The organism is Tildeniella sp. (genome assembly GCF_059505325.1).
Map to the genome: position 1 here is coordinate 91,370 of NZ_JCACKI010000073.1, position 24,517 is coordinate 115,886.

A 24,517-nucleotide genomic window follows, 5' to 3' on the forward strand; every position below is an offset into this window, starting at 1 on the left:
AGCTTGAACCTACAGACCCCGCTGTTTGATCACGTTCCATCCAGGCGCTTTTACTATGACGCAACGCAAACGGGCACTCATCACTGGCATTACGGGTCAAGATGGCTCTTATTTAAGCGAACTTTTATTAGAAAAAGACTATGAAGTCCACGGTATTATCCGGCGCACGTCTACGTTTAACACCGATCGCATCGATCATATCTATGAAGATCCGCATGACCAAACAGCACGACTGTTTCTGCACTATGGCGATCTGACGGACGGCACCACGCTGCGACGCATTCTTGAAGCCGTCAAGCCGACCGAAATTTATAATCTTGGTGCTCAATCTCACGTCCGCGTTAGCTTCGACTCGCCAGAATACACGGTTGATACAGTCGGTATGGGTACGCTGCGCCTGCTGGAAGCCATGCGGGACTATCAGCACCGCACAGGCATCCAGGTACGCTTCTACCAGGCGGGTTCGTCTGAAATGTATGGCAAAGTGCAGGAAATTCCGCAGCGGGAAACAACGCCCTTTTATCCTCGTAGCCCTTACGCCTGCGCGAAGGTATATGCTCACTGGCAGTCAATCAACTACCGGGAGTCTTACGGTTTATTTGCGGCAAATGGAATCTTGTTTAACCATGAGTCACCCCGTCGTGGCGAAACGTTTGTGACCCGCAAAATTACCCGCGCGATCGCTCGCATTATTGCCGGACAGCAGAAAAAGCTCTACCTGGGCAACCTTGATACCAAGCGCGATTGGGGATATGCCAAAGATTACGTCAAAGCGATGTGGCTGATGTTGCAACAGGATAAACCCGATGATTACGTGGTGGCGACTGGTGAAGCTCACGCAATTCATGAGTTTCTCGCCATCGCCTTTGGGTATGTCAATCTGAACTGGCAGGACTATGTCGAGTTTGACGATCGCTACCTGCGCCCTGCCGAAGTCGAACTTTTAATCGGGGATGCCACCAAAGCCCGTGAAACACTGGGTTGGCAGCCATCCGTTACCTTCGAGCAGCTCGTCTTTCTAATGGTAGAAGCCGACCTGAAGGGACTGGGACTGATTCCGCTGAACGGACATCTGCCACAAATCGTTGGCGATCGCGCGACCCTTCGCCAAAATGTGAGTCATCTGAGACCTTAGGATCGTGGATTAAATGACCCGTAATTCTGCGTAGGATGCCGTCAGCGCAGCGTAACGCATCGCTTTCGGGGCTTTGATGCGTTACGGCTAGCGCCTTTAGTGAAGCCATGCCGTAGCTTGCTTCTCGAAGAGTAGGCTATACACATCCTACAAAACTCAATGTGATTGAATTCTTATTCCTTAGGCAATTGCATAGGAGGAAGGCAGTTGGAGATCTCGCCTTGTCGGACGGTTAGGTAGCATCCGTTCTAGGGGCTGTCATCAATTACAACTACACATGACTTGCAGCAAGGGGTCCAGCCCCTAGCCTGGTGTGTTGGGGCGGGCGCGATCATGCTGATACCGCAAGTTTTTGGAGCTAATTGATGACGCGCCCTAGGAAATGTCTTCCCCTGGGTAAGGTGTGAGAATTTCTACGCCAGTTTCAGTGACGGCGATCGTGTGTTCACACTGGGCAGAGAGCTTGCGATCGAGCGTTACAGCCGTCCATTTGTCAGCGAGGACTTTGACTTCCCAGGTACCTTCGTTAATCATCGGTTCGATGGTAAACACCATGCCCGATCGCAGCTTTTTGCCTGTACCCGCTTTGCCATAGTGAGGGATTTGAGGCGCAGTATGAAAGACTTTGCTAATGCCGTGCCCCACAAAATCTTGCACAACGGAAAAGCCTTGCCCTTCAGCATATGCCTGAATGGCAGCACCAATATCGCCAATCTTGGCACCGGGTTTGACAGCGGCAATGCCCCGACGACGGCATTCGTCAGTGACTTCAATCAGTTTGCGGGCGATCGGCGATGGTTCTCCGACAAAAAACATTTTGGAGGTATCGCCGTGATAACCATCCAAAATCACTGTCACATCGATATTGATGATGTCGCCGTCTTTCAAGATTTGCTTAGCGTTGGGGATGCCGTGACAAACAACTTCATTCACGCTGGTACAAATGGACTTTGGAAAGCCTTTGTAGCCCAGTGGCGCACTTTTTGCCCCATGTGCTTGAGTCCAACGTTCGGCTTCGTCGTTGAGTGCGAGGGTGCTCACACCGGGTTGCACCAGGGCAGAAAGATGGTGCAACAATTTCGCTGCCAGGTGTCCCGCCTGACGCATTTTGTCGATTTCCCGTGGGGACAGGAGGGTGATGACTTCGCGTTCCATAGGTTTCTATTCTACCGACAAAGATCCTGCAACGGGTGGAGTTCTGCGAGCGTTAGATCGCGCCATTGCCCAGGAACAAGTCCGGTGAGCTGAAGATGGGCGATCGCCACGCGCACCAGTCGCAGTGTGGGAAAGTTTACGGCTGCCGTCATACGCCGCACCTGTCGATTGCGCCCCTCGGTGAGCGTTAGTTCTAGCCAAGCAGTTGGTACGGTTTTGCGAAAGCGGATCGGTGGATCACGCGGTGGTAGAGTCGGTGCTTCTGTCAATAATGTCACGATCGCGGGACGTGTTTGAGTGCCCTGAATCATCACGCCTTGCCGTAGTTGTTTAAGCGCGACCGCATCAGGTGTCCGTTCGACCTGTACCCAATACGTGCGCGGATGCTGAAACTTGGGATCGCTGAGACGATGTTGCAGAGAGCCGTGATTCGTCAGTAGCAGCAGCCCTTCGCTATCGCGATCGAGCCGCCCAACGGGATAAACGCCTGAAATTGGAATGTAATCTTTGAGTGTGCGTCGTACCCCATTGGAGCCGTCATCAGTAAATTGACACAGCACATCATAGGGTTTGTGAAACAGCAAGTAACGGTACACGCTCAGACGTTGTTAGTTTTTGGTTATTAGTTTTTAGACGCTCACTTTGAGGCACTGGTCTAGGTAGGGAGTGATTAATTATCAAACACTAACTACTAACAGCCAAAAACCAAAAACTATTAATTGACTCTGACTCGGAAGCGTACTAACCCAAAGTTACTGCCTGCAGTGTTTGGAACATCACCCAGATCAAAGATCACCGTACCATTTTGATTGGTGGCATCAGGGCAGGTGTTTCCTGCTGGCAGAGGCGCAAGTGGAGCAAACACGGTACCGCTAGTGGCGATCGCGCCATTATTACGCCGGATCTGCGTCGTATTTGCTGTAAGCGAAGTGCCTGATGGGATGGGATCACAGATGCTGACATCGATCGCGGTTCCCGTGCCATCCGAGAGGTAGTAGACCGAATACTCCACATCATCGCCACTCTGAAGTTTGACCGTCGTGGGATCAAGGTTGATTTGACCGATCGGTGCGTTTCCGGGCTGAAGTTGAGTAAATCCAGGCGCATTATCATCATCGCCCGCGCCATCCACAAAGGCACCAAAATTGACCCCACTTAGCTGCGTCCCATTACGAATGACGTTGGTAATGCGCTTGACCAAACGGAATGCTCCAGAACCACCGCCACCTGAGGGGCTTAGAGAAACAGTCGTCGGTACATTATTATTGGCAGGATTGCCATCGTTGTCAGAGTCAGCATTCGCACCATCGTTCGATTGATCGCTGACGGGCGATCCTCCCTGACTCGTTGCGGTAGCAGTCGTTGTGTTGTTGAAAGGTCCGAAGCCATTGGCTCCCGTTCCCGGCGTAATATTGACGTTAAACGTAATGGTGGCAGTGGTTCCAGAGGGCAAGGTATCGGTTCCCTGCAACAGATTTTGGTTTGTGCCGCCGTTGAAGCCCGCGTTGACAGTCAACGTTGGGCTTTGAATGCCACTAACCGAATTGAGCGTGGCAGAGGCAAACGCCTGCGCCAGATTGTCAGTTAGCTGCAGGTTTAAGAGGTCAAATTGAGTGCTATTTGCAGGGGCAAAGTTACGCACACGCAGGGTGTAAGGAATGGTGTAAGTGCCATCAGCATTTTGCACTGGTGTACCCGCCTGCTTGGCAACGCCCAAAATGGGAATGCATTCCCTGAAGCCTACTGCTGTCAGTCCAAAATCATCTCCATTGACTGAATTTGCCTGGTCAACAATCCGTAATTCCAGGGACGTTTGATTTGTGGTGCGAAACAAACCCTGCACCCGAGTCCATGTCTGCGTTCGCCCTACAGTCGTTCCCTGAAGCGTTGGAACAAACGCAGTATTGGCACCACCCGGAGGTCCAGCAAGAAACTGAATGATGGGATCGATCGCGTTCGCGTTGTTGGGGTCAGCGGGATTCAGGAGATTGAAGAAGTAAGCCGTAAAGTTATAGCTCGCATTGGGACGTAACCCAGGCAGGATCTGCCGCCAAATGATTGGATTGGGGAATGCTGAACCTGCCACCAGTGGCGTATTAGCGCTGGCGTTCGGGTTGGAATAGAGGTAAGTGTTTGAAGGAGCAACTCCATTGGCAGCATCTCCAGGGAACGGTTGCCCTAGCACGATGCCATTTAGAAAGTTAATTGAACCGGTCTGAATAGCAAGACCGCCCAGTGGAGTTGGCGGAGCCGGATTATCATCTGGGTAAGCACCATCAGCCCTGTAAGGCAAATCACTTAAAAACCCGGCAGGGTTGCCATTTGGCAACGGCGCATTCACGACTCCAGGAGAGGTAGCAAAGCTGCCGTTGGTGACAAGGTTAATTGCGCCTTCTCGTGTACCAGCAGGACACCCAGTAAAGCCGTCAAAAATTTGTGCCTGTGCAGGCAGGGGTGGTAGCAACGTCTGGGAGCCGAGGAGCAGGCTCAAAGACGAGAGGGTAAGAATTTTTTTAAGGGGACGGTTCATCAATCCTCACACAGGGAAAATACTCAAAGGGGGGTTAGCATGAGGCGATCGGCTTCATGGTTCAATCTGCAAATCTTGTTCCTGAATGATCACTTCGATGTCTCTGGCATCGCGATAGATTAGTTCGACGCGTCGATCGCGCGCATAATCGAGTCGTGTCCTACCCGGAGAAAGGGGCTTGCGCTCACCCAACGATCGAATAGTCATACGTTCTGGCGTAATGCCTCGTCGTAGTAGATAGTTGCGCGCCGCGATCGCCCGATTTTCGCCCAGTTTCAGGTTGTACGCATCGCTGGCACGAGGATCGGTGTGTCCTTCAAGCGTCACGAGAATATAAGGATTCTCGACGAGCACCTGCGCGATGCGATCGAGCACTCTAGCGGTCGCTGGACTGATGTTGAATTTGTCGAGCGCGAAGTGGATGTTTCTAGGCACCGTCAGACGCACGATTTTGGGTGGCGGTTCTGTTGCTGGTGGCTGTTGAGCAACCGGAGTGGTGCAACGAGGCGGGGCAGTGGGAGGCTGGGGAGCGGGGGAAGCAGAGGAGGCTGGGGGGGCAGATGGATCGAGTGATCGAACGACTGCTATACGAGCGGGTTCGGAGGTACCGTAGCGCGGGTCAGTGGCGATCGCGCTGATCGACTCACCCGGAGAGGCTGCGATCGTCGTACTGAAGTTGCCCTTTGCGTCAGTTTCTGTAGTGGCGATCGGTTCACTCAACGGACCGAAACCATCATCCTTGCCCGTGACCTGATAAATCGCAATCTTGGAACCTGGATCAGCTTTCCCCAAGATCTGTACCGATGGTTTGTCGGTTTCAGACTTGAGGGCAAAAAACTCTTTGCTGGCAAACCGAGGTGCGTTAATGGCATCGTTACCCGTTTCCTTACGACGGTTCGGCGTGTCACGCTGCGGATTGACACCATCACCCCGCTGATAGTCATACACATCCGTCCCTGCTTCCACGACCGGATCGGCATACCCAAACGCGCCTGTTCCTTGCCGCGTGACCAGATCAATGCTCAATCCCTCCAGATTAGAGAAGCGGTTCGCCTCAATCTGGTTCTGTTGGCTGGTGGGATAGGCTGCCACCACGACACCCGGTCCTGCTTGATAACCAATTTGATTGCCCGTTACTTGATGGTTACTGCCCATCAGATAAACCGCTGCTCGTCGGAGCCGCCTGCCGTTGTAGATAATCTGGTTGTCTTTAATCTGCACAGCACCATTGGGCTTAAACAGGTAGACACCGCTGCCATCGTTGCCGCAGATGAGATTACCTGTAATTTGCGACTGGTTGACAGCACCTTCCAGCCGAATAGCATCTGGCATCCCTGCCACACCGTTGCCCGTAATCACGTTCTCGCTGACCTGTAAATTCTCTGCTTTCACTGAGGTAATGATGGCACTCCCATCGTGATCAGCAATCCAGTTGCGACGAATGACGGTGCCAGTGGCATCGAACACAGACACCCCAAACGCAGAGCGGGGAGAATCTTGAGATCTAGATGAGTTTTGAGTTGAAGCTGACTGCTGACCGCTAACTGCTGACTGCTGATCCGACGGTGCTATCCCCAACCAATTATTCTCAATCACTACATTCTGCACTGGCACGTCGTTTTTGTAGTACGGCGCAAAGTTGGCAGGTGTAGGACGTTTGCTGATATCGGGGGGTGGCAGTTGATGAGTGATGAAAATATCCGCAGGAGGTGTGCTGGCAGTTTCGCGGTGAGTGGAGGTGAAGCCATAGAGACTCAGCCCACGAATGGTGATGGCATTAGCCGCAACGGTGAACCCACGAAACACTTCTTTGCCCTCGGCAGGCGCGATCGCCACTACTGGCACAGGCATCGGCAATTCATTAATGGCAGATTGGTTCGCCTGATAGCCCGGTTGCGTAGTACCGTCGATCAGCAAGCCAGGACGCTGTAACGCAGGCAGCACGTCTACCAGACGAATCGTGGTTTGTCCTTCCGGCAAGCTAAACGCAATCTGAGTTGATGCGTCAAACGCTTGTGGTTCCACCTGCGATCGCTCGGTAGGCGATAGTTTGTCCAGTGGTAACGTGCCGTTGACGATCGCGATCGCCTCCCGCAGCGTCAGCACCTCATCCGCCTGGATCGCTCCATCCTGATTACTATTCACCGTCACCCGCAAAGACGACGCAGCGGACACATCCGGCGTTTGCGTCAACCCTATATCACTGACAAAAACGCTCAGAAGCCCCAGCAAAAGCGACATTTGATACTGCCTTCTGCCCTCTGCCCTCTGCCCTCTGCCTTCTGCTTCCTGCCTTCTGCCCTCTGCCTTCTGCTTCATACCATCCTGATGCTGTTTGCTCATTTCCCTTGTCCTCCATCAGGCGTTACTTGTGGAGTCACAGAAGCGTCTGCCACAGGTTTAATGACCGACTCCTGCTGCTGTGGCGGTGCAATGTTGCGTTTGAAGCCAAAGACATCAGAGAGTTGGTCAAGCTTCAGGCTGAGACCGACGAAGAAACCGCCCCGATCGCGATCGCCAAAGTCTCGGTCCTGAGCATCGCCAAAGCTATAGCCTGCTGCCACGCGTAAATTGGGCGTGACATAGTAGCCGACCTCGGCTACAAAACCAACCTCCTGATAGCCGCTGTCGGGTTGACCAATCCAGCGCACTTCGCCCGCTATGTCCCAGCGATAGCCCAGCCGATAGCTGGTGCGAGCCTGTGCCAAAGTAATAGAATTAGTGCCCAACAAATCTCTTGCCAGGTAGGACTTGGTATTTCGCAGGGCAAACTTACCGTAAAACTCCCAGCGGTAATTAGGCGCATAGATTGCCTCCACTGCGAACAGGTTCACTGTGGAACCCGTGCCGCTGTTGAACAGAAGCGTATCGGGAATGTAGGAAGGATTCTGACGATATTCGTAGCGCAGGAGGGCGTTGAACTTATCGCTGTTAGGGTCGCGGTATGCCAGACCTGCTTTGAAGTTAATCGTGTCGCCCAACCCAGAACCCGTCAACAGTTGGTTAGCAAAGTTGCCCTGGTCGTAGCGCGCCAGTACTGTAAATGCAGGTGACAGCTTACCAGCGGCTCCGGCTGAGATGACAGTGTTGTTGCCAGCCTTGGAGGTACGGTACTCGTAGCGTCCGGTCGCTTTGAAGTTGGGGTTGTCGACGTACTCTAGCCCCACGCTGTAGCTGTCGCCGCCCGTGATGCCCAGCGAGGCAGCGCTTTGCCCTACGGCAACGGGCTGTGCAAACTGCTGCCCTGCGGCGGTGTAGGCAAAAATATCGCCGAAGATGCGCTCGTAGCCGATGTTCGCGCGTAGACCAGGCGCGATTTTGATCCGGTGGTTGAGACCGATCGCGCCTTGATTCGTCAGCCCATTCCCCCCAGTCAGGATGGAGTAGCGTCCGGTGAAGGACGTATTTTCTGTCAGACGCTGATCGACGATCGTGTCCAGGCTGGTAATGGAGTTCGTGCGATAGATGCTGGTTTCATCTCGAAACTGCTGTGCCAGCCGCAGCGTTACGCCCTGCATAACTGCCCAATCGAGTGCCAGCGTAGTGCGATTGGGGTAAAGCGGATCGGGCGTGGCGATATTGGTCTCGTTCTGGGCGCGGAACACGAGTGTTCTTGCCAGCGGCACGTTCAAGCGGGAAATCAACTGACTGCTGCCCTGATCCAGCAAACCTGGATCGATGCGATCCTCGCGGGTGCGATTCACAAAATCAAACCCGATTTCTGCCGTACCCAGCTTTTGCAACACGCCCAACCGAATGGTGGTGAGACTGTTGTCCACTCGCGTTCCCGGAATGGGGTCGCGCGTTGGGTTGAACAGGTCGGTCAAACCCGCTGAGGCAACGGAGGTAATACCGCGCACTGCTGAGGCAATGCCAAAGTTGATTTCTCGATCGACCTGGAACAACAGGCTGGTAGACGGTGTCACCTTTGCGGACACTTCAGCACCGTAGTTGGTCTGTCCTGGTGCGAAACTGAACGTGGCATCGTTGGAGAAGTTCTCGTCTACCGATCGGTAGTATGCCCGCGCCAGAACGCCCGGTGTCAGTTTGCCGTTGAGTTCGATGCGGTAGGCACTGCCTCGGATGGTGCCACGAAAAATGGAATCGTTGGTTGATCGGGCGTATTCTGCAAGCAGCTTGGCATCTCTGCCCAAGGGAATCAGCGCATCCAGACCAAACAAGGCAAACGTTCTGCCACCTTGTCCTTCATTCAGGTAGCTCGCGGCTGCCCAGCTTTCCAACCCTGGTGTGCGGGCAAAGTTGTACTGCACTCGTCCGGCATAAAGGCTAGTGTCTTTGCTAGTGCCTTCATACTGATAGGTGACAACGATGCGACGGACCAGCGTGCGCCCAAACAGGTCAAATTCAGTCGTCTGTACAGGGCGGCGGAACAGTAGTGACCCGCTGTCATAATTAAATTCGTAGTCCTGCCCCTGGAAAAGCTGCTTGCGATCGACCAGCGTACCGGGGCGACCGATTTCCTCTGTTTCCAGGTAGACCAGTTCGCTGCCCGCCTTCACCAAGCGCCGCGACAGGAAGTAGTAGCCGCTGGTGCCGTTGGGGGCGATCGTGTCGCGCTGAAAGCCTTCCAGATTGTTGGCGTAGAAGCCCGTTACCTGGAAGTTGCCCAGATTGTAATTTGCCTTGAAGCCGTGCAGTTGGCGGTTGGTTGCCGTGTAATATTGCGACGCGGTTGCCAGTTCTGGTGTGCTGTAATCGCCCCACATGAAGAAGTCTGAGCCAGCACCGGGCACCTTAGACGTGCGCTCCAGCTTTAGATAAACGCTGTCAATGGAGGGGGTCAGATAATCGGTCGTGGAGCTGTCGCCGTAGACGGGATAGACCTGATCGCATGCCTGCGTATTCCGAAATAAGTTGGTGGTGTTGTCGCACGTTTGGTTCAGCGGACGCTGGCTGTTGAACGCGCCTGTAAACAGCCATTCGCCAATGCGCCCTGTGGCAAAGGCAGCAGCGCCAAAGTCAAAGCGGGGTGAGCCGTCATTGATGCGATCGAGGCTGAGAAAATCTCGGAAACTGCCGTAATAATCAGTTCCAGGTGCCCCTAGTCGTAGGTTGACTGACCCGGACACAATGAATGGGCGCAAATTGGTAATGAACTCGACCTGCGTATATGCTTCTAGCTCTGAAAGTTGGGGCGAAATGCCTGCCAACGGTGCTAAGGGCGCAGGACTGAGGACAGGCTCAGAGCGCGATCGCCCATCGTTCGCTTTTTGAATGGGCGGCAACGGTCGGTTTGGGTCACTCGGTTGGGCTGGCTTTGCCTCGCGCAAATCGACAGCAGCACGAATGCGAACCTTTTGCGGTGCCAGGTTGGACTGAAGCCGCGCAGTAAATTTGCCGCCCCTGGCTAATACTTGAAAACCGGGACGCTCGGCATCCTGGTCAGCCCCCACAAACTTGCCTGCGCTGGCGGTCAGTGTAACGATCGCATCCTCCGCAATCGCCTGTCCTTGCTCATCGATGACCTGCCCTTCCATCGTGACGGACGATCGTCCATCAGCCGGAACACGCGGGTCGGTAGTGGGCAAAAACTCCAAACGGGCAGCCGTTTCCTTCACCGTCACAGTCACAGTCACTGGTGTACCGCTCTCTGGCTGCACGGTCAGCGTATTCTCACCCGATTGCAGTGGAATGTCGTACCAAACCTGAGTGACCGTATTCTCGGTTGCAGACGGTTGAATCTGAGTTTGAACAGCAGGATCAAGCGGTTTTTTGTTTACCGTAACCTGCACTTTCGTCGCCGCTGGATACTGCACAATCAAGCTGGTCGATCGCTCACCTGTAGTAGCTGCCTGTGGTGCCAGAATGCGGACATCAGGCGCAACTGGAGTCGGTGCGGGTGCAACAGGCGAGGGCGTTTGGGCAATTACCTGACTCTGCTTGGATGTTTCGGCAGAGGCTGGCTGACCCGCTTCAGGTGACTTCGCTTTTACGTCTGTCACCTGCTTGACGGGCAACGATACAGGTAAAGAGGGTAGCTCGCGGGTGTGAGCTGGCACGATCGCGGCAAACGCACCCAACAGGGAAGACATCAATGCCAGACTAATCGATACATGTCGCATTACCGTTGCCCCCGTTCGTTAAAGCTAGGTGTCACGGCAAAATTCATCCGCACGGTGCTACCCGGAGCCAAACGGACTAAGCGCGAGGGGCTGTTTGCCTCAATGCGGTATAAGTTTGGAGCGATCGTATAACCGGGCAGGCTGGTCAAATCCAGCGTGCCAGTACGAGTACCCGAAATGACGTAGGACAGCGAGAACAACCCGTTGACATCGGTGGTAATGCGGTTGCCATCATCCATAAAAATGACCGCATTAGGAACCCCTGCCTCTCCAGGCTGCTGTTCGCCATCAAAATTTTTGTCTACAAACACCCGCCCAATGACCGTGCCGCAGTCAGCCAGAATACCAGGACGAATTTGTAGCCTGTAACTGGCAGTATTGCTTTGGACTGGAATAGTTGCCGTTTGCCCCAGTGCTACAGCCAGGTTCCTGCCTGTACCCCGTATCGCATCGGGCGTAAGCAAGGCGGCATAGACTAGCGTCAGCGTTTGCTGCGGCGCGAGGCTGGGATACGCAAACGTGACTGTGCGTCCGCTCACCGTTGGAGTGGCAATGGCAACCTGGGTAGCACTACTACCTGTCGCCAATGAGCCGCGCACCGACGTATTAACAAACTGCAAGCCCAAAGGCAAGGTATCGGTGACTTGCAGCGGGGCGACTGTTGCTGCGCCCGTATTCTTGATTTGCAGACGATACACAACCGTATCACCCGGTTCAGCCGCCGCTCGATCGGCTGTTTTGACAATTTCTAAGCTCGATCGATTTGCTGTCGCGGTAAAAGTCGTCGGATTAGAGTTAGCAGCCCGATCGGGACCTCCTGGTCTGTCTTTGAACCTCGCTGAAGCAGTATTCGTGATCACAACGTCATCAGCAACGACGGGCAAAGCAGAAGAGAAGACTCCTCCAAGCAAAACCCCGGCTGCTAAGACGTGGAGAAAGCCCCGTCCTGGCAGTTTCTTCAAAAAACTCACTCCTCACACTCATCCAAAACCCAAGTCAGTATTTATGCGGTACTGAAAGTCAACCAACAGCAGATGCAAACCTTTGAATAAATCTACAGCAGGATTGCCCAAAAGCAACAAAAAAGCCTAAAATTCACTACTGGCAACGCTTTTAGCGATACTGAGACAGGCAATTTAGACCAACACGTTACCAACAGCAACACATACCACGTAAGTGATAGTACCGAACCCCGCCATAATCCTTTAGAAAAACATAAATCCCGCAAAAAGTTTAAAAAACTTAATATTTCCTGCAAAATCTTAGCGATCGCCGTTAAACGCCGCTTTTCGTACCAAAGTCGTATTGAAATCTGATTCATGCTTTGGAAACGCTACATGCTTATTAACTGCCGCAGGAGACAGCTACAGGGGACTAACGAGCCATGCCCGGACGGACATATACCTTGTCCAGCATGGGTGCCGCACCGCAACGTCTTGCATTAGCCCCTTAGAGCTTGCTAAAAAATAACTCCACACTTTTGGATCAGCTATCAGCTATCAGCTATCAGCTATCAACTATCAGCTTTTCGCTGACGGCTACAGACCATGCTGTTATTTCTGTAAAACTCTTAGATAGGCGCGATCGCGGCTTTCAAGCTCTGGCAAAAGGTCTCGATCGCCTGAAGTCCTTGAGCGGGCGTACCATCAGCTAAGCGCTTGACAAACGCACTACCGACGATCGCCGCATCTGCTCCCCACTCCATCACCTGACGCGCGTGCTCCGGCTGCGAAATGCCAAAGCCAACCCCAATCGGCTTGTCTGTTACCGTGCGTAACTCCAGTAGCAAGTCCTTTACCCGTGATTGCACCTGCGTTCTTACGCCCGTTACGCCTGTTGTGCTGACCAGGTAAATAAACCCCTGAGACCGCTCGGCGATCGCCAAAATGCGCTCCTTTGGACTGGTCGGCGCAATCAACAGCGTTACCTCAATGCCATACTCTACTGCTGGCTTCAGCAACGTTTCCGCCTCTTCCAGCGGCAAATCGGGTACTACTAGCCCACGCACTCCAGCCACCTCAATCTGCTGCAAATAGGTTTCAACGCCGCGACTCAAAATCGGGTTGTAGTACGTGAACAAAATCAGGGGCGCTTGGATAGTTGGACTGACCGATCGCACCACCTCCAGCACATCATCCAACCGTGTGCCTCGCTGTAATGCCCGTGTTGCCGCCGCCTGAATTACCGGACCATCCGCCAGCGGGTCAGAATAGGGCACCCCCAGTTCAATGAAATCGGCACCATTGCGATCGAGCACCCGCAGCGCCTCCGCTGTGGTTTCTAAATCTGGGTCACCTGCCGTAATAAAGGGAATCAGCGCACAGCGGGCATGGTCACGCAGAGTTTCAAAGCGTTGGGCGATCGAAGTCATTCTAGAAGTTTTTAGTGATTAGTTTTTAGTGGTTAGAAGACAAGCAGCCAGGAGTTCAGAAGCCAGAAGGGTTAGCATTCAAAATGCAGAGAACTCTCCAGAAGTTTAGGAAGGAACCATTCCCGACTCCCTACTCCCCATTCCCTACTCCCTCTTTCCCCTTCTCCGCCTCAATCTCTGCCTGCAATGTTGCCAGCTCTTCCGGTGACAATTCCTCAAAGCGTTTTTGCAGCACCGCTTCTTCGTAATCTTTGAGCTGCTGATTGTAGGTCATCGTCTGCGTGACAGCGCGAAAAGCATAGGTAGCGACCCAACCGATTAAGCCGCCCACCAGTGCCACCTGTGTCCAGATGCCTGCTGTGGTGCTGTCTAAACCTGTGCCTTGCAAAAGCAGATAGCCGAGTCCGCCAGCCGCAAAGACTCCAAAGCTAATCCCGATAGCATCAATCCGTCGCATCTATGTGTATGGCTAAGAACGCAAGGCAACCCCAAAAGGAGGGGTAAGAAACGGGACGAGTTACAACCACCTCCCACTTAACCAGCCACTTGACGGCGCTGCGGACGGAAGTTGAGAAACGGTGCCAGCAAGAGCAAGCCTGGAAAAAACATGAACACCAGGAAGTACATAAATGCCCGTTCAAAGGAACTGGCGACATACCAGCGCTTGTTTAAGTAAAAGTAGAGGGCAGCCGGGACAACCAGCAGAAAGGCACCAGCGAGAGCTAGATAGAGAAGGGCAACCGTAATATCCATAGAAATGGCAAAGGATGGAATTGCCAATATTCTACCGCTTGCCTGTCCTCCGCGCCGTGTTTTGTGGGCAAGGATTGGTTGCACGGGTACGATCGCCAGCAACCAACGTGCAGAAAATTATCAGGAAGTTGCACAAATACCTCAATTGATGGTGCAATAAACAAATGGATTGATGATCCAACTATGGGGGCATGGCGGAATGGTAGACGCAACGGACTTAGACAACTGAGCCTTGATGGAGAAATCGATCAAGTGACGGCTCTCAAACTCAGGGAAACCTAAATTGAGGTATGAAGGATGAAGGCTAAAGGCTAAAGGATGTAGCTTGCTTCTGCGAAGCAGTAGGCTAAAGGATAAAGGCTCAAGATTTGAGTTCAATCGGAACTGTCTAACGCCAATACCCGACACCCCACACCCCACACCCTTTTCTTCAACAGGGCAATCCTGAGCCAAGCCGAGGTGATGGTGTGAGTCGATCGGTTTTGCCGCTTGGGTTAAACATTAACTCAAACCTCAAAACTCTCTAGCGCAGCGGCGCGGAGCGCTACTCAACACTTCTTCCCTCGGAAGGTGCAGAGACTCGACGGGAGCTACCCTAACGTGTAGTCGAGGGTAAAGGGAGAGTCCAATTCTCAAAACCAGCAGGCATAGCTTGTTGGCAGCAGCGAAAGCTGTAGGAGAATGAAAATCCGTTGACTGCAAGGTCGTGAGGGTTCAAGTCCCTCTGCCCCCATTTAGATAGAACAAGAAGGCGGGTTTCTTGAAGAAGCTCGGATTCTTAGGTTTGAAGTGCTGGCGGTAAGGTAAAGCTGCCGTCGGCATTCGGCTCAAAGTCGATCGTCTGCGTCACCGCATCCAGATTAAGCGCACCGTAAACATGAGGAAACTGCTCTCCATGCGCTGCCTCGTAGCGAATTTCTGACTGAACACGATCGCTCTCAATACACAGCAGCACCAGACCTGCTTGACCACGAAAAAACGCATTCGCTGTAGCCACCACTTGCGTAGGGGTAGAACAGTGCATAAACCCTTCGGTTTCAAGCGAGTCAGCGCGATAGATGCCCGTTTGTTGGGCTTTTTGCCAGTGCGATCGCGGCGTGATGTGCAAAATCAACATTGTTATTAGTTACGGCATCAGTTACAGCAACTTCAACTTCAGCGTTGCTGGCGGTAACGGCTGCTGGTTTGACAGCAGGTAAGAGGGTCTGATAGCAGAACTTTCGTGCATGAGAACGCCTAGCAAGGCAGTGATAGTAGCGGCTCGGAGTAGTTTGTTTAGCATCTCACACCTCTAGCGGCAACGATCGCACGTTTTTCTTCCACTCGTAGCGTAGTTTGCAGTCGGCGATCGTGCCTCCTCTAGCTGGCTCACCCAACTGGAGGAACTACCATGCCAGTGCCAGCCCATCGGCTCTGGGTTCTGAGGCGGCAACCAAAACGCCATTTGCACTCAAAATCAGTTGTCCCCTACCGAAAAAGCCGCCGGGTTGGATGATATGACCACGATCGGCGAGGGCTGTGGCGATCGCAGGCGAAACTGTCAGCTCCAGCAGCACCAGATTATCGCGTACAAACTGCCAGCGGGGTGCATCCAGTGCAGTTTGTGGGTTCATACCATAGTCCACTAGATTCACCACGACCTGAAGGTGACCCTGGGGCTGCATGTGAGCACCCATCACGCCAAAGGGTCCCAGCGGTTGCCCCTTACGGGTGAGAAAGCCAGGAATGATGGTATGAAACGGTCGCTTGCTAGGCGCGATTTGATTTGGGTGTCCCGGTTCTAGGGTGAAGCCGACTGCCCGATTATGCAGTGCAATACCCGTCCCCGGAACGAGAATGCCGCTGCCAAAGCCCATATAGTTCGACTGGATGAATGACACCATCAACTCACCGTCAGAAGTTGCGAGGTAAACTGTGCCACCTTTGGGTAGTCCTGGTTCAGCGAGAGGAATCGCGGTGTCGCTGATGAGTGGGCGACGATCGCGCGCATACTCCTTACTCAACAGTTCTGGGTGCTTCAAGGTCATCGAATCGGCATCGGCAACATGGCGATGCGCGTCGGCAAACGCCAGCTTCATTGCCTCGATCTGCCAGTGATAGACCTCTGGCGATTCACGCGGATAGCGGCTGAGGTCAAAGCCTTCTAGCAAATTCAGCGCCATGAGTGCCGCAATGCCCTGACCGTTGGGAGGCATTTCCCACACGGTAACGTCTCGGTAGTTTGTGGCGATCGGCTCGACCCAATCCGCTTGATGGGCAGCAAAATCCGCTTGAGTCAGTAACCCTCCAGTGGCAGCCGCAAAGGCAGTGATTTTTTCTGCCAAAGCTCCGTTGTAAAAACTGTCGCCTCCGCTCTGCGCGATCGCCCGTAGCGTTTCAGCATGAGCGGGACTGCGCCAGATTTCGCCCGCGGCAGGAGCACGATCGCCAGGAAAGAAAACCTGCTTAAACGCCTGAAATTCCGCCCCCTGAAGCGGCAAGTAGGTTTTTTCTGCCTGTCTCCACGCCAGCGCGGTTTCGGGTGAGACAGGATAGCCCTCTTCGGCATAGCGAATCGCAGGTGCAAACAACTGCTCAAACGGCAGTCGTCCCCAACGTTCCCAGAGCGATCGCCACGCCGAAACCGCTCCTGGCACTGTCACACTCAGCCAATCCTGCTCAGGGACGCGATACATCCCCGCAAAATGATCGGTGGTCAGGGCTGTAGGACTGCGACCAGAGGCATTTAGACCGTGCAGTTTGCCATCCCAGACTAAGGCAAAGGCATCAGAACCAATGCCGTTGGAGGTTGGTTCGAGGACGGTAAGGGCGATCGCCGTTGCTACAGCCGCATCCACCGCATTTCCGCCCTGCCAGAGTATTTCCATCCCTGCCAGTGCTGCCAGTGGTTGACTGGTAGCGACGGCACCCCGTTTGCCCATCACCACACGCCGCCCAGAAGCGTAAGGGTAGTGCGTTAACTGAGCCAGCACTAATATTTCCGCTCCTGCGGTTGAAACAGTGTGATGACGACAGGCTTATAGCTGATGTCAATGCCAGCGGGAGAATAGTACGTCAGCGTGTGCTTGAGGAAGTTTGTATCATCGCGATCGGGGTAGTCTTCCCGCGAATGAGATCCTCGGCTTTCCTGACGGTTCAACGCAGCAGTGAGGATCATCTCGCCCACGATCATGAGATTGCGTAGCTCCAGCGCTTCAGTGATCTCCGTATTCCACAGCTTGCCTTTATCATCTAACCGCACCTCGCTATAGCGCTGCTGGAGTGCTTTTAGCTGCGTCAGACCTTCACGCATCACTGCATCCGTGCGAAACACACCACAATGTTCGGTCATGCAATCCTGATACGCCTGACGCAGTTCTGCAATGCGATACTGTCCTGGCTGATCAAGTAACGCCTGAATTTGGCTTTGCGCTTCATTGAGATAGCGGGCTTCATCAACATCAGGGAGTTTACGGTTCTGGATGTAGTGGGCGATCGCGGCACCCGTCCGTTTGCCATACACCACGCATTCCAGCAGGGAATTACTACCTAACCGATTTGCTCCGTGCACCGACACACACGCCGCTTCACCCGCTGCAAAGAATCCCTCCACCAAATCGTCTGCACTGCTACGCACCTGACCATCCGTGTTTACTGGAATACCGCCCATCGAGTAATGCACCGTCGGTCGAATGGGCATTGGCTGTGTCACGGCATCCACATTCACCAGTCGATGCGCTTCTTCCCAGCAAAAGGGCACACGGCTCATGATCTTTTCTCGTCCCATGTGGCGCAAATCCAGATACACGCACGGTCCACCTGCCCTGCCATCGGGATACACACCGCGTCCAGCGCGAACTTCCCGCGTGATCGCCCTGGAGGTAATATCACGAGGAGCTAATTCCATCCGGCTAGGCGCGTAGTCCTCCATGAACCGCCGCCCGTCGCTATTGATCAGATACGCTCCTTCTCCCCGCACTGCCTCAGAGATCAGCACACCGACAGGATATAGCCCCGTAGGGTGGAACTGCACAAACTCTATATCTTCCAGTGGTAAACCCACTAGCGCTGTCATCGAAAGTCCGTCACCCGTCGAGGCATAGTCGTTGGACGTAGTGTTGTAGACTCGCCCATAGCCGCCTGTGGCAAACATGACCGCTTTGGCACGGACGATCGCCAACTGACCATCCTCAATGTGATACATCACCACACCCTTCGCCTGCCCCTCTTCCAAAATCAGCCGCAGCACATACCATTCGTCATAAATGGTGACACCGCGACTCAGCAGATTGCAAACCAGTTCATGTAGAATCGCATGCCCCGTTTTGTCGGCAGCGTAACAGGTGCGGTTGTGGGTGTGTCCACCAAAGGCACGTTGAGCCATCCGTCCATCTGGCAAGCGCGAAAACAGCACGCCCATGTGTTCCAGATCGATGACCACATCAGGCGCTTCTCGCGTCAACAGTTCAACAGCATCCTGATCGGCGAGGTAATCGGCACCTTTAACCGTATCGAACGCGTGTGCCTCCCAACTGTCGGCAGAATCTACATTTTTGAGCGACGCAGCAATACCACCCTGAGCCGCGACCGAGTGCGATCGAATCGGATGCGTCTTTGCCACCACTGCCACATTTAGCGTGGGATCAGTGCGAATAATTTCCAGAGCCGCCCGCGCGCCCGCCAAACCACCACCGACAATAATCACGTCATGCTCAAACATATGCGATCGCCCGAAGAACTAGCTCCATCTATCCTGCCAAAATAAAAAGTCCCGTGCCAAAAGACAAGGAACTTCTTTAGAAAGGCGAGGAGTGAGGGGGGAGAAGGCAAGAGGAGCGGGGGCGACAGGGAGAGCAGGGGATGAAGTTTTGAGTTTTGAGTCAATTTTGACTACTGCCTTCTACACCTCTCTCCTCACACCTCTCCCCTCACTTCCTTACCCTGCCGCCTGCACCGGACGCTGGCTAGAAGCATTCGTTGACGTAGGGGTAACATTTCGACTACTCGTAGCTGGGTCAACAGAGGTCAGCTCAATGTGATTTAACATTGTTGTTACGAAGGCAAAGAGTAAGAACGGTAGAGTTAGTACTAGAATTAAGCCAACAACAGCAAGTGCGTAGATTGGCTTACTGGCTCCCATCAAGGCTAAAGCCGATGCCAAACTGAGAAAAATTACAATCAGCCAAACAATAATCTGCCCATAAATGTCACCAAACGAAAGGGTGCAGACTAAACGATATCTAGAAATGTTGCTCATAATTCACCTCTCAGGGCAATCTAAACCTATACGGTAAAGCTTCTTCACACCGCTCGGATCATTTCTCAATCTTTCAGAAACGAACGTTACGCAGCTTCATACTTCAATCACGTCTGCTTTGCAAGATTTTCTCAAACGCTCGATTTAGCTCCCTGAACGCTGCTATGGCTGCTTTACCTCCCTTTCTCATACTGCTTGACCTCAGCGCTGTAATGGCTAGTAGCATACGGCACTGGCAAGAATTTTCACGGCTTGGAGAATGCTTTATTCCAAAGGCTGTGCTGGAAGAAATACAGCTATTGTGTAGCCATGCGATCGCACCTGCTCAAGAGCGCACAGCACGAGAGTTCGTCCGCTTTTTTCCAGAGAGCGGGTGGAAAGCCACGACTTCGATCGCTCAGCACGCGGCACTTAAACCAACTGAAGGGCATGCATTGAGCAAGAAAACCAGACTCTCACTGGCAACCGCTCAAGCGGCATATGGCTTGGCACGTAATCGCCCAGAAGGACTGGTGGTGGTAGCAGCAAATGATCAGGGTTTGGTTCAACGCTTGCGGCTGCTCAATACACCTAACCTGTGTGGGTTGCCGCTGACAGTGCTGGTGCAATGGAGCCGCTCAGCACGCAAACCGCCCGTTGTCGCCAACCAACTTCATGCCATGCGCTTAATGGTAGGAGCCGTTACACCAGTCGTGAACAGAACGTCGATCGCAACTCCAGCACGACCAAAGCCAAGTCAGGCTGCTCAAAACAAGGGACACTATCCGGCACGGCGATCGATTCGACCAGAGCAGATCTTTTATAATTTGCTGACGCTGGCAATCGTCGCGATCGCCGTTTTAGCGATATGGCGCGTCGTTCACCCCACAAGCTTCAACCAACTGTGGCGGCAAATTCCGTTTGTAGGACAGGCTCTCTAGATTTGTCTCTCACGTTTGTCACATTCAACTCAAACGCTCAGTGTTAATCGTCTTATGAAACACCGACACCCACAGTGGGCTGCTCCGCGATCGAGGTTGGTACAGAGACAAACGCGGTTCAATCGCTTTTTGGCGATCGCGATGGTAAGTATGATCCTTGGCGCAACGGTGTTACTGCCGCTCAGCGCTGCGGCTCGAAGCCTGCCACCCAGAGTTATATTGAGCAGCAATCAGAGCGTGATCGCAAGCAGCAATGCTGCTGCCACCGTTCAAGTGCCTCCCAGCGTTGTTAACCGTCTGCGCCAAGCGCTAAGCAAACAAACTCGCATTCCGGCGGCAAAACTAAAGGTTGTAGAAGCAGTTCCAAAGACTTGGACGGATGGCTGCTTCGGCTTAGCTCGATCGAGTGAAATATGTACTCAAGCGCTGATCAAAGGATGGCGAGTGGTTTTGTCTAGCGGCAGCCAACGCTGGATCTGTCGAACCGACCAACAAGGACGCGTTTACCGCTTGGAATCCTAGCAGACGCTTTGAGGGCATGGAAAAAGGCTGTGAGCAGACGCAGAAATTGTCTCTGGGTCGTATTTTAATGTGAACCTACGGCAGTTTCACCTACAAGCAGTGAAATCGCTTATATCGCCCCAAGCAATCTTTCGGGCTTACAGGTTTGACCGAAACCTTGGAGGTCTAAGCGACAATATAGGCGGCAATGCTCAATTGCTGGTTAAAACCTCCAAGGTTTGCGTGATTCCTATCTTTATCAAACGACTCACGATAACCGTGTAATTCCTGAAGTCTCGGTAAAGAGAATTCCATTACACCGTCTTTGGCAAGTGCTTGCATTAAGCTCTAGCTATAAAAGAAGCAAGAGTCAAGAAACGCGAGAGACTACTCTTATTCGCGCTTAGCTGACAACCTGAAGGAAAACTACAGTTCTTACGTCGGAATGCGTTACTTTAAAGCATCTGACAATCTGCAAGGTTTAAGTTTCACTCCCCTTACTGTATGGCAAACCTCTTTAATGCTGGCACTGAGCCACACGCTAAGCTGTTAACCCACCAATCACCTTTGCAGCAAGGGCAGGCACGATCGGCTGAGCCTACGTTTTACTATTTTGCGTATGGCTCTTGCATGTGCCCTGTTGACTTAAAGCGCACGTTGGGCGAAAGTACGCATCCTTTTGTGATTGGACCTGCAACGCTTGAGGGTTACAGACTAGGCTTTTACCGTCGCTCCGCTCATCGCAACTGTGGCGTACTGGATGTAGTCAGCGATCCAGTCTCGGTTGTAGAAGGCGTTCTGTACACGCTGCCCTGGCGCTTAAGCGATCGCCTCGACGAACGTGAAGAGGTTCCTACTGGGGGGTACCGTCGTGAAACAGTAAAGATTCAATTTCAGAATCGGCTCTATACCAACGTCCGCACTTATGTCGTGGTTGATAAGCTGGATGAAGAGCTGGCTCCAAACGACTGGTACTTCAACGTCGTGCTACGTGGCGCGGTGACCTGTGGGCTACCAGAGCAATATTGCTGGCAGTTATTTGACCACATGCACCAGCTACAACAACGTCACTGCCAGAGTCAGCATTGGCAGAATCAAACGCTAAGGTCAGCCTGATCCAACCTTTAAAGCGCTCAGCTAAGAGCATGTAGAATCCATGAACTCTGAGAGCGCGGAAAATGTGTCTGGACTACCAATAATTAGGTCACCATTGGCATCCATCGAAAAATCTTGACCGAGAGCGAAGCCGCTCTTAATCAGAAACATCACGATCGACAGTTTAAAGTCGTCCATAGCTCTCTCCCAAAACTTTTTACTAGTCTATGGAACTCCTTAGCAAACGCCATCTGCCTGTAGAACTAGGTCTATGGAGGCAGGCACACCCTTGTTTATCAAGGCTAGCCTGAGCCGACAATGATTCGACTGAGACGGCAACTGTTCAGTCATGGTACACCTCACGAATCAGGTGTTGCGACAGTCAGTTTAGCGGGATTTCCTTGCAACTGCGTCAACTTCTGAGAAACGTCTGGGTTATAAAGGCGCAAATAGTTCCAGTAGTTTTCAAAGACTGATTTGACGTAGCCTTTAGTTTCAGCATACGGGATGTTCTCGACAAAAACATCGGGGTCTTGCTGCCCAGCTTTTGCAACCCAACCCCCAACCGCTCCGGGACCCGCGTTATAGCTGGCGATCGCCAACATCGAATTCCCGCTGTATTCCTGATGCGTATAGTCCAGATACCAGGTGCCCAACTTAATATTATCGTCGGGATCATTCAGTTGATAGGTCTTCAGCTTAATCTGCTTGGCAATCCACGCCCCTGTATCGGGCATGACCTGCATTAAGCCAGTGGCACCCACACTTGAGCGAATACCCGGCATAAACCGTGATTCTTGTCGAATGAGTGCGGTAACCAGTAGCGGATTAAGCTGACGCTCTTGCGACCAGGTTTCGATCGGCTCCAGAAAGGGAAATGGGTAGAGTGCCTGCCAGTAGGACGCTTGCTGCTTGAGCGATCGATATTGCGACTGCTCTTCGGGCTTCTCTCGTTCCTGTAAGAACGAAACCATAAAGATACCGTCCAGATAGTCGCCGACACTCAATCGCATCACTCCGTCGGTAAACTGTTCTGCCACTGAGGGCTGCATCGGGTCTTGGAATTCTACCTGCCAAAGCCTCCAGGCATCACGGTCTTGACCCAACTGAAAGAGTTCTTTGAGTGCGGTGGAACCAACAGGGAGATCAGGTCGAGAGGCGGGGCGAATGACTGCTGGTTTGAGCTGACGCACACTGGTAAAGTCTCCGACATCCCAGCCGAGACGTGAAGCCGATCGCCATGCGTAATACGACTGTGGATACTTCGCCAACACTTGCTCGTAGGCGGTTTTTGCTTCTGTCTGCCTACCAAGCTGCTCTGCCCATTTGCCGCTCCAGTAGGTCGCTTCAGGAGCCTGTTCGCTGTTTGGATTATGCAGCATCAGAGACTCTGCCCAGACGCGAGCGGCTTGAGCATCATTCGCCGTGCCACGCTCTTGGGCAAGGCTCCACCGCAGTTCAGCCGCTGCATCCGATTTGCTGTAGCGCGTGAGCAAAATCTGGCGTACTGCTGCCGCAAACTTGAGGCTGTTCTGCTGCTCCAATAGCTTGGCTTTTTCTAAGAGTGCCTCACCTGCTTTAGCTGGAAATCGCTGGGCTACCTGATCCAGATAGCTTACAGCTTGTACTGGTTCAGAGAGTTTGGCTAGGCGCAGCAGTGCCAGAGCCGTCTCACTGGCGGTAGGAAACGTCTGAATCACGCGTTGATATGCCTGGATCGCACCGCCTTTTTCACCCAGTTGAAAACCACGTCCAACGCGGTAGGCATTGAGTGGAGTGTAGGGCGCACGAGCGTAAGCGGCTCCGGCTTTGCCATAAAGCTGTTTCTCCCAATAGCCAAACGCGATCGCTTCCCAATCGTTGGGTTGCAGTTGCGACGCATAGTGGCTGGTCAAATCGTCCAGCACATCAGTATAGTTTTGTGCATAAAGCGCGTGTTTTGCAACCAGCAAGAGCAGTTGCGGTTGTTTAGGGTTTTGCTTCAACCGCTGCTGCACTAGACCGATCGTGCTGGGGTGCGCCGGAAATTGTGCGATCGCCTGATCCCCATAGCGCGGGTTGTCTCGCCCCAGGGCGACCAGAGCTTCTGCCGCGACTGGATTCTTGGGATAGTCTTTGAGTAATTGTTGGCGGGTTGCCTGCATGTTGTCACGATCGCCCACCTGTTCGTAGGCTTGCGCTCGCTGCTTCAGTACGTGCGCTGCCAGCGCAGGGTAGCTGTTCTCTAAACCGTGTAGTGGCTCCAAGGCTTTTTTGCCTTGCCCTTGCTCGATCAGCTCAGTCGCTAGGAGATAACGAGCACGGCTACGTTCTGGTGATTCTTTGCCTTTGACGATCGCCTCAAGTGCTTTCGTGCGCTGTGCTGGCGGCAGTGCCTTGAACGCACCCACTTGCTTTTTGGTCGCACCCTCTGCCGTAGTAACAGCGATCGGTGAAGGCTCGTGCCAACGATCACTCCATCTCATCACTGGGATCACAGCTCCCACAGCCAGCGCTCCCAGTGCCATCAGCCCTAACCATACCTGGGTTTTGCGTTGCTTCAGCATGAAGCCTCTCACTATTGGGTGAAATCTCCCTGTGAATTTAGCATTTTTGAGTAGAAGTGACCGCTTGATTTTGACAAATGAAGGGAAGATGAGCTTGTTCTGAGGAGAGAATATTTGCCTTTACCGAAGGTAGGCTCAGTTTGCCTCCAGATGGGTTCGAGTTGAGGCACTCTCATCCGACCGAGCTGAGCG

19 protein-coding genes and 1 tRNA gene are annotated in these 24,517 nt (G+C 53.1%); 5 read left to right on the forward strand and 15 right to left on the reverse strand.

Annotation, left to right across the window (positions count from 1 at the left end):
- The first annotated feature begins 55 nt into the window (after positions 1 to 55).
- Positions 56 to 1,135, forward strand: a complete 1,080-nt coding sequence (gmd, locus tag AC5JO6_RS26435) for a GDP-mannose 4,6-dehydratase (protein WP_496084029.1) — start codon at positions 56 to 58, stop codon at positions 1,133 to 1,135.
- Between the two features lie 375 nt (positions 1,136 to 1,510).
- Here gmd and map read toward each other — a convergent pair whose 3' ends face one another.
- From map to ndhL, 9 genes are all read right to left on the reverse strand, one after another.
- Entirely contained in the window at positions 1,511 to 2,290 is a 780-nt protein-coding gene (gene map / locus AC5JO6_RS26440) for a type I methionyl aminopeptidase (protein WP_496084030.1), read from the reverse strand.
- Positions 2,291 to 2,301: 11 nt separating this feature from the next.
- A complete protein-coding gene (locus tag AC5JO6_RS26445) occupies positions 2,302 to 2,886 on the reverse strand; it encodes a pseudouridine synthase (RefSeq protein WP_496084031.1) in 585 nt (194 codons plus the stop codon).
- A 119-nt stretch (positions 2,887 to 3,005) separates the two neighbouring features.
- The gene (locus AC5JO6_RS26450) at positions 3,006 to 4,820 is read right to left on the reverse strand and encodes a hypothetical protein (protein ID WP_496084032.1); all 1,815 of its coding nucleotides are present in this window, start codon (positions 4,818 to 4,820) and stop codon (positions 3,006 to 3,008) included.
- Positions 4,821 to 4,874: 54 nt separating this feature from the next.
- A complete protein-coding gene (locus tag AC5JO6_RS26455; RefSeq protein WP_496084033.1) occupies positions 4,875 to 7,163 on the reverse strand; it encodes an OmpA family protein in 2,289 nt (762 codons plus the stop codon).
- Positions 7,160 to 10,903: a hypothetical protein gene (locus AC5JO6_RS26460; RefSeq protein ID WP_496084034.1), complete on the reverse strand. Its 3,744-nt coding sequence runs from the start codon at positions 10,901 to 10,903 to the stop codon at positions 7,160 to 7,162. Before AC5JO6_RS26460 ends, AC5JO6_RS26455 begins: the two co-directional genes overlap by 4 nt.
- On the reverse strand, positions 10,903 to 11,874 hold the full coding sequence (locus AC5JO6_RS26465) for a DUF7507 domain-containing protein (RefSeq protein ID WP_496084035.1): 972 nt from the start codon (positions 11,872 to 11,874) through the stop codon (positions 10,903 to 10,905). The genes AC5JO6_RS26460 and AC5JO6_RS26465 overlap by 1 nt, the downstream gene beginning before the upstream one ends.
- 599 nt (positions 11,875 to 12,473) lie before the next feature.
- Positions 12,474 to 13,274 carry a tryptophan synthase subunit alpha gene (gene trpA, locus AC5JO6_RS26470; protein WP_496084036.1) on the reverse strand — a complete coding sequence of 267 codons (801 nt, stop codon included), beginning with the start codon at positions 13,272 to 13,274 and terminating at the stop codon, positions 12,474 to 12,476.
- Between the two features lie 130 nt (positions 13,275 to 13,404).
- Positions 13,405 to 13,731 carry a DUF3007 family protein gene (locus AC5JO6_RS26475; RefSeq protein ID WP_496084037.1) on the reverse strand — a complete coding sequence of 109 codons (327 nt, stop codon included), beginning with the start codon at positions 13,729 to 13,731 and terminating at the stop codon, positions 13,405 to 13,407.
- 77 nt (positions 13,732 to 13,808) lie between these two features.
- The gene (gene ndhL, locus AC5JO6_RS26480; protein ID WP_496084134.1) at positions 13,809 to 14,027 is read right to left on the reverse strand and encodes an NAD(P)H-quinone oxidoreductase subunit L; all 219 of its coding nucleotides are present in this window, start codon (positions 14,025 to 14,027) and stop codon (positions 13,809 to 13,811) included.
- Between the two features lie 644 nt (positions 14,028 to 14,671).
- On the opposite strand from ndhL, the gene AC5JO6_RS26485 reads away from it, so the two are divergent.
- Positions 14,672 to 14,760 (forward strand) — tRNA-Phe (locus AC5JO6_RS26485).
- Positions 14,761 to 14,805: 45 nt separating this feature from the next.
- Here the strand turns inward: AC5JO6_RS26485 and AC5JO6_RS26490 are convergent.
- The 4 genes from AC5JO6_RS26490 to AC5JO6_RS26505 all read right to left on the reverse strand — a co-directional run bounded on the left by AC5JO6_RS26490 (position 14,806) and on the right by AC5JO6_RS26505 (position 19,263).
- Complete coding sequence (locus AC5JO6_RS26490) at positions 14,806 to 15,144, reverse strand: DUF952 domain-containing protein (RefSeq protein ID WP_496084038.1); 339 nt, start codon at positions 15,142 to 15,144, stop codon at positions 14,806 to 14,808.
- A 268-nt stretch (positions 15,145 to 15,412) separates the two neighbouring features.
- On the reverse strand, positions 15,413 to 16,948 hold the full coding sequence (locus tag AC5JO6_RS26495) for a gamma-glutamyltransferase family protein (RefSeq protein ID WP_496084135.1): 1,536 nt from the start codon (positions 16,946 to 16,948) through the stop codon (positions 15,413 to 15,415).
- 50 nt (positions 16,949 to 16,998) lie between these two features.
- A complete protein-coding gene (locus AC5JO6_RS26500; RefSeq protein ID WP_496084039.1) occupies positions 16,999 to 18,726 on the reverse strand; it encodes a succinate dehydrogenase/fumarate reductase flavoprotein subunit in 1,728 nt (575 codons plus the stop codon).
- Between the two features lie 216 nt (positions 18,727 to 18,942).
- Entirely contained in the window at positions 18,943 to 19,263 is a 321-nt protein-coding gene (locus AC5JO6_RS26505) for a hypothetical protein (protein ID WP_496084040.1), read from the reverse strand.
- Between the two features lie 164 nt (positions 19,264 to 19,427).
- On the opposite strand from AC5JO6_RS26505, the gene AC5JO6_RS26510 reads away from it, so the two are divergent.
- The 3 genes from AC5JO6_RS26510 to AC5JO6_RS26520 all read left to right on the forward strand — a co-directional run bounded on the left by AC5JO6_RS26510 (position 19,428) and on the right by AC5JO6_RS26520 (position 21,800).
- The gene (locus tag AC5JO6_RS26510) at positions 19,428 to 20,183 is read left to right on the forward strand and encodes a PIN domain-containing protein (RefSeq protein ID WP_496084041.1); all 756 of its coding nucleotides are present in this window, start codon (positions 19,428 to 19,430) and stop codon (positions 20,181 to 20,183) included.
- A 54-nt stretch (positions 20,184 to 20,237) separates the two neighbouring features.
- The gene (locus AC5JO6_RS26515) at positions 20,238 to 20,705 is read left to right on the forward strand and encodes a DUF8738 domain-containing protein (RefSeq protein WP_496084042.1); all 468 of its coding nucleotides are present in this window, start codon (positions 20,238 to 20,240) and stop codon (positions 20,703 to 20,705) included.
- Between the two features lie 483 nt (positions 20,706 to 21,188).
- On the forward strand, positions 21,189 to 21,800 hold the full coding sequence (locus AC5JO6_RS26520) for a gamma-glutamylcyclotransferase family protein (RefSeq protein WP_496084043.1): 612 nt from the start codon (positions 21,189 to 21,191) through the stop codon (positions 21,798 to 21,800).
- 21 nt (positions 21,801 to 21,821) lie between these two features.
- On the opposite strand, the gene AC5JO6_RS26525 is transcribed toward AC5JO6_RS26520, so the two are convergent.
- Both AC5JO6_RS26525 and AC5JO6_RS26530 read right to left on the reverse strand, forming a co-directional pair.
- Positions 21,822 to 21,977 carry a hypothetical protein gene (locus AC5JO6_RS26525; protein ID WP_496084044.1) on the reverse strand — a complete coding sequence of 52 codons (156 nt, stop codon included), beginning with the start codon at positions 21,975 to 21,977 and terminating at the stop codon, positions 21,822 to 21,824.
- A gap of 161 nt (positions 21,978 to 22,138) precedes the next feature.
- Positions 22,139 to 24,325 (reverse strand): lytic transglycosylase domain-containing protein, encoded by a 2,187-nt coding sequence (locus AC5JO6_RS26530; RefSeq protein WP_496084045.1) that lies wholly within the window; start codon positions 24,323 to 24,325, stop codon positions 22,139 to 22,141.
- Positions 24,326 to 24,517: the final 192 nt, after the last annotated feature.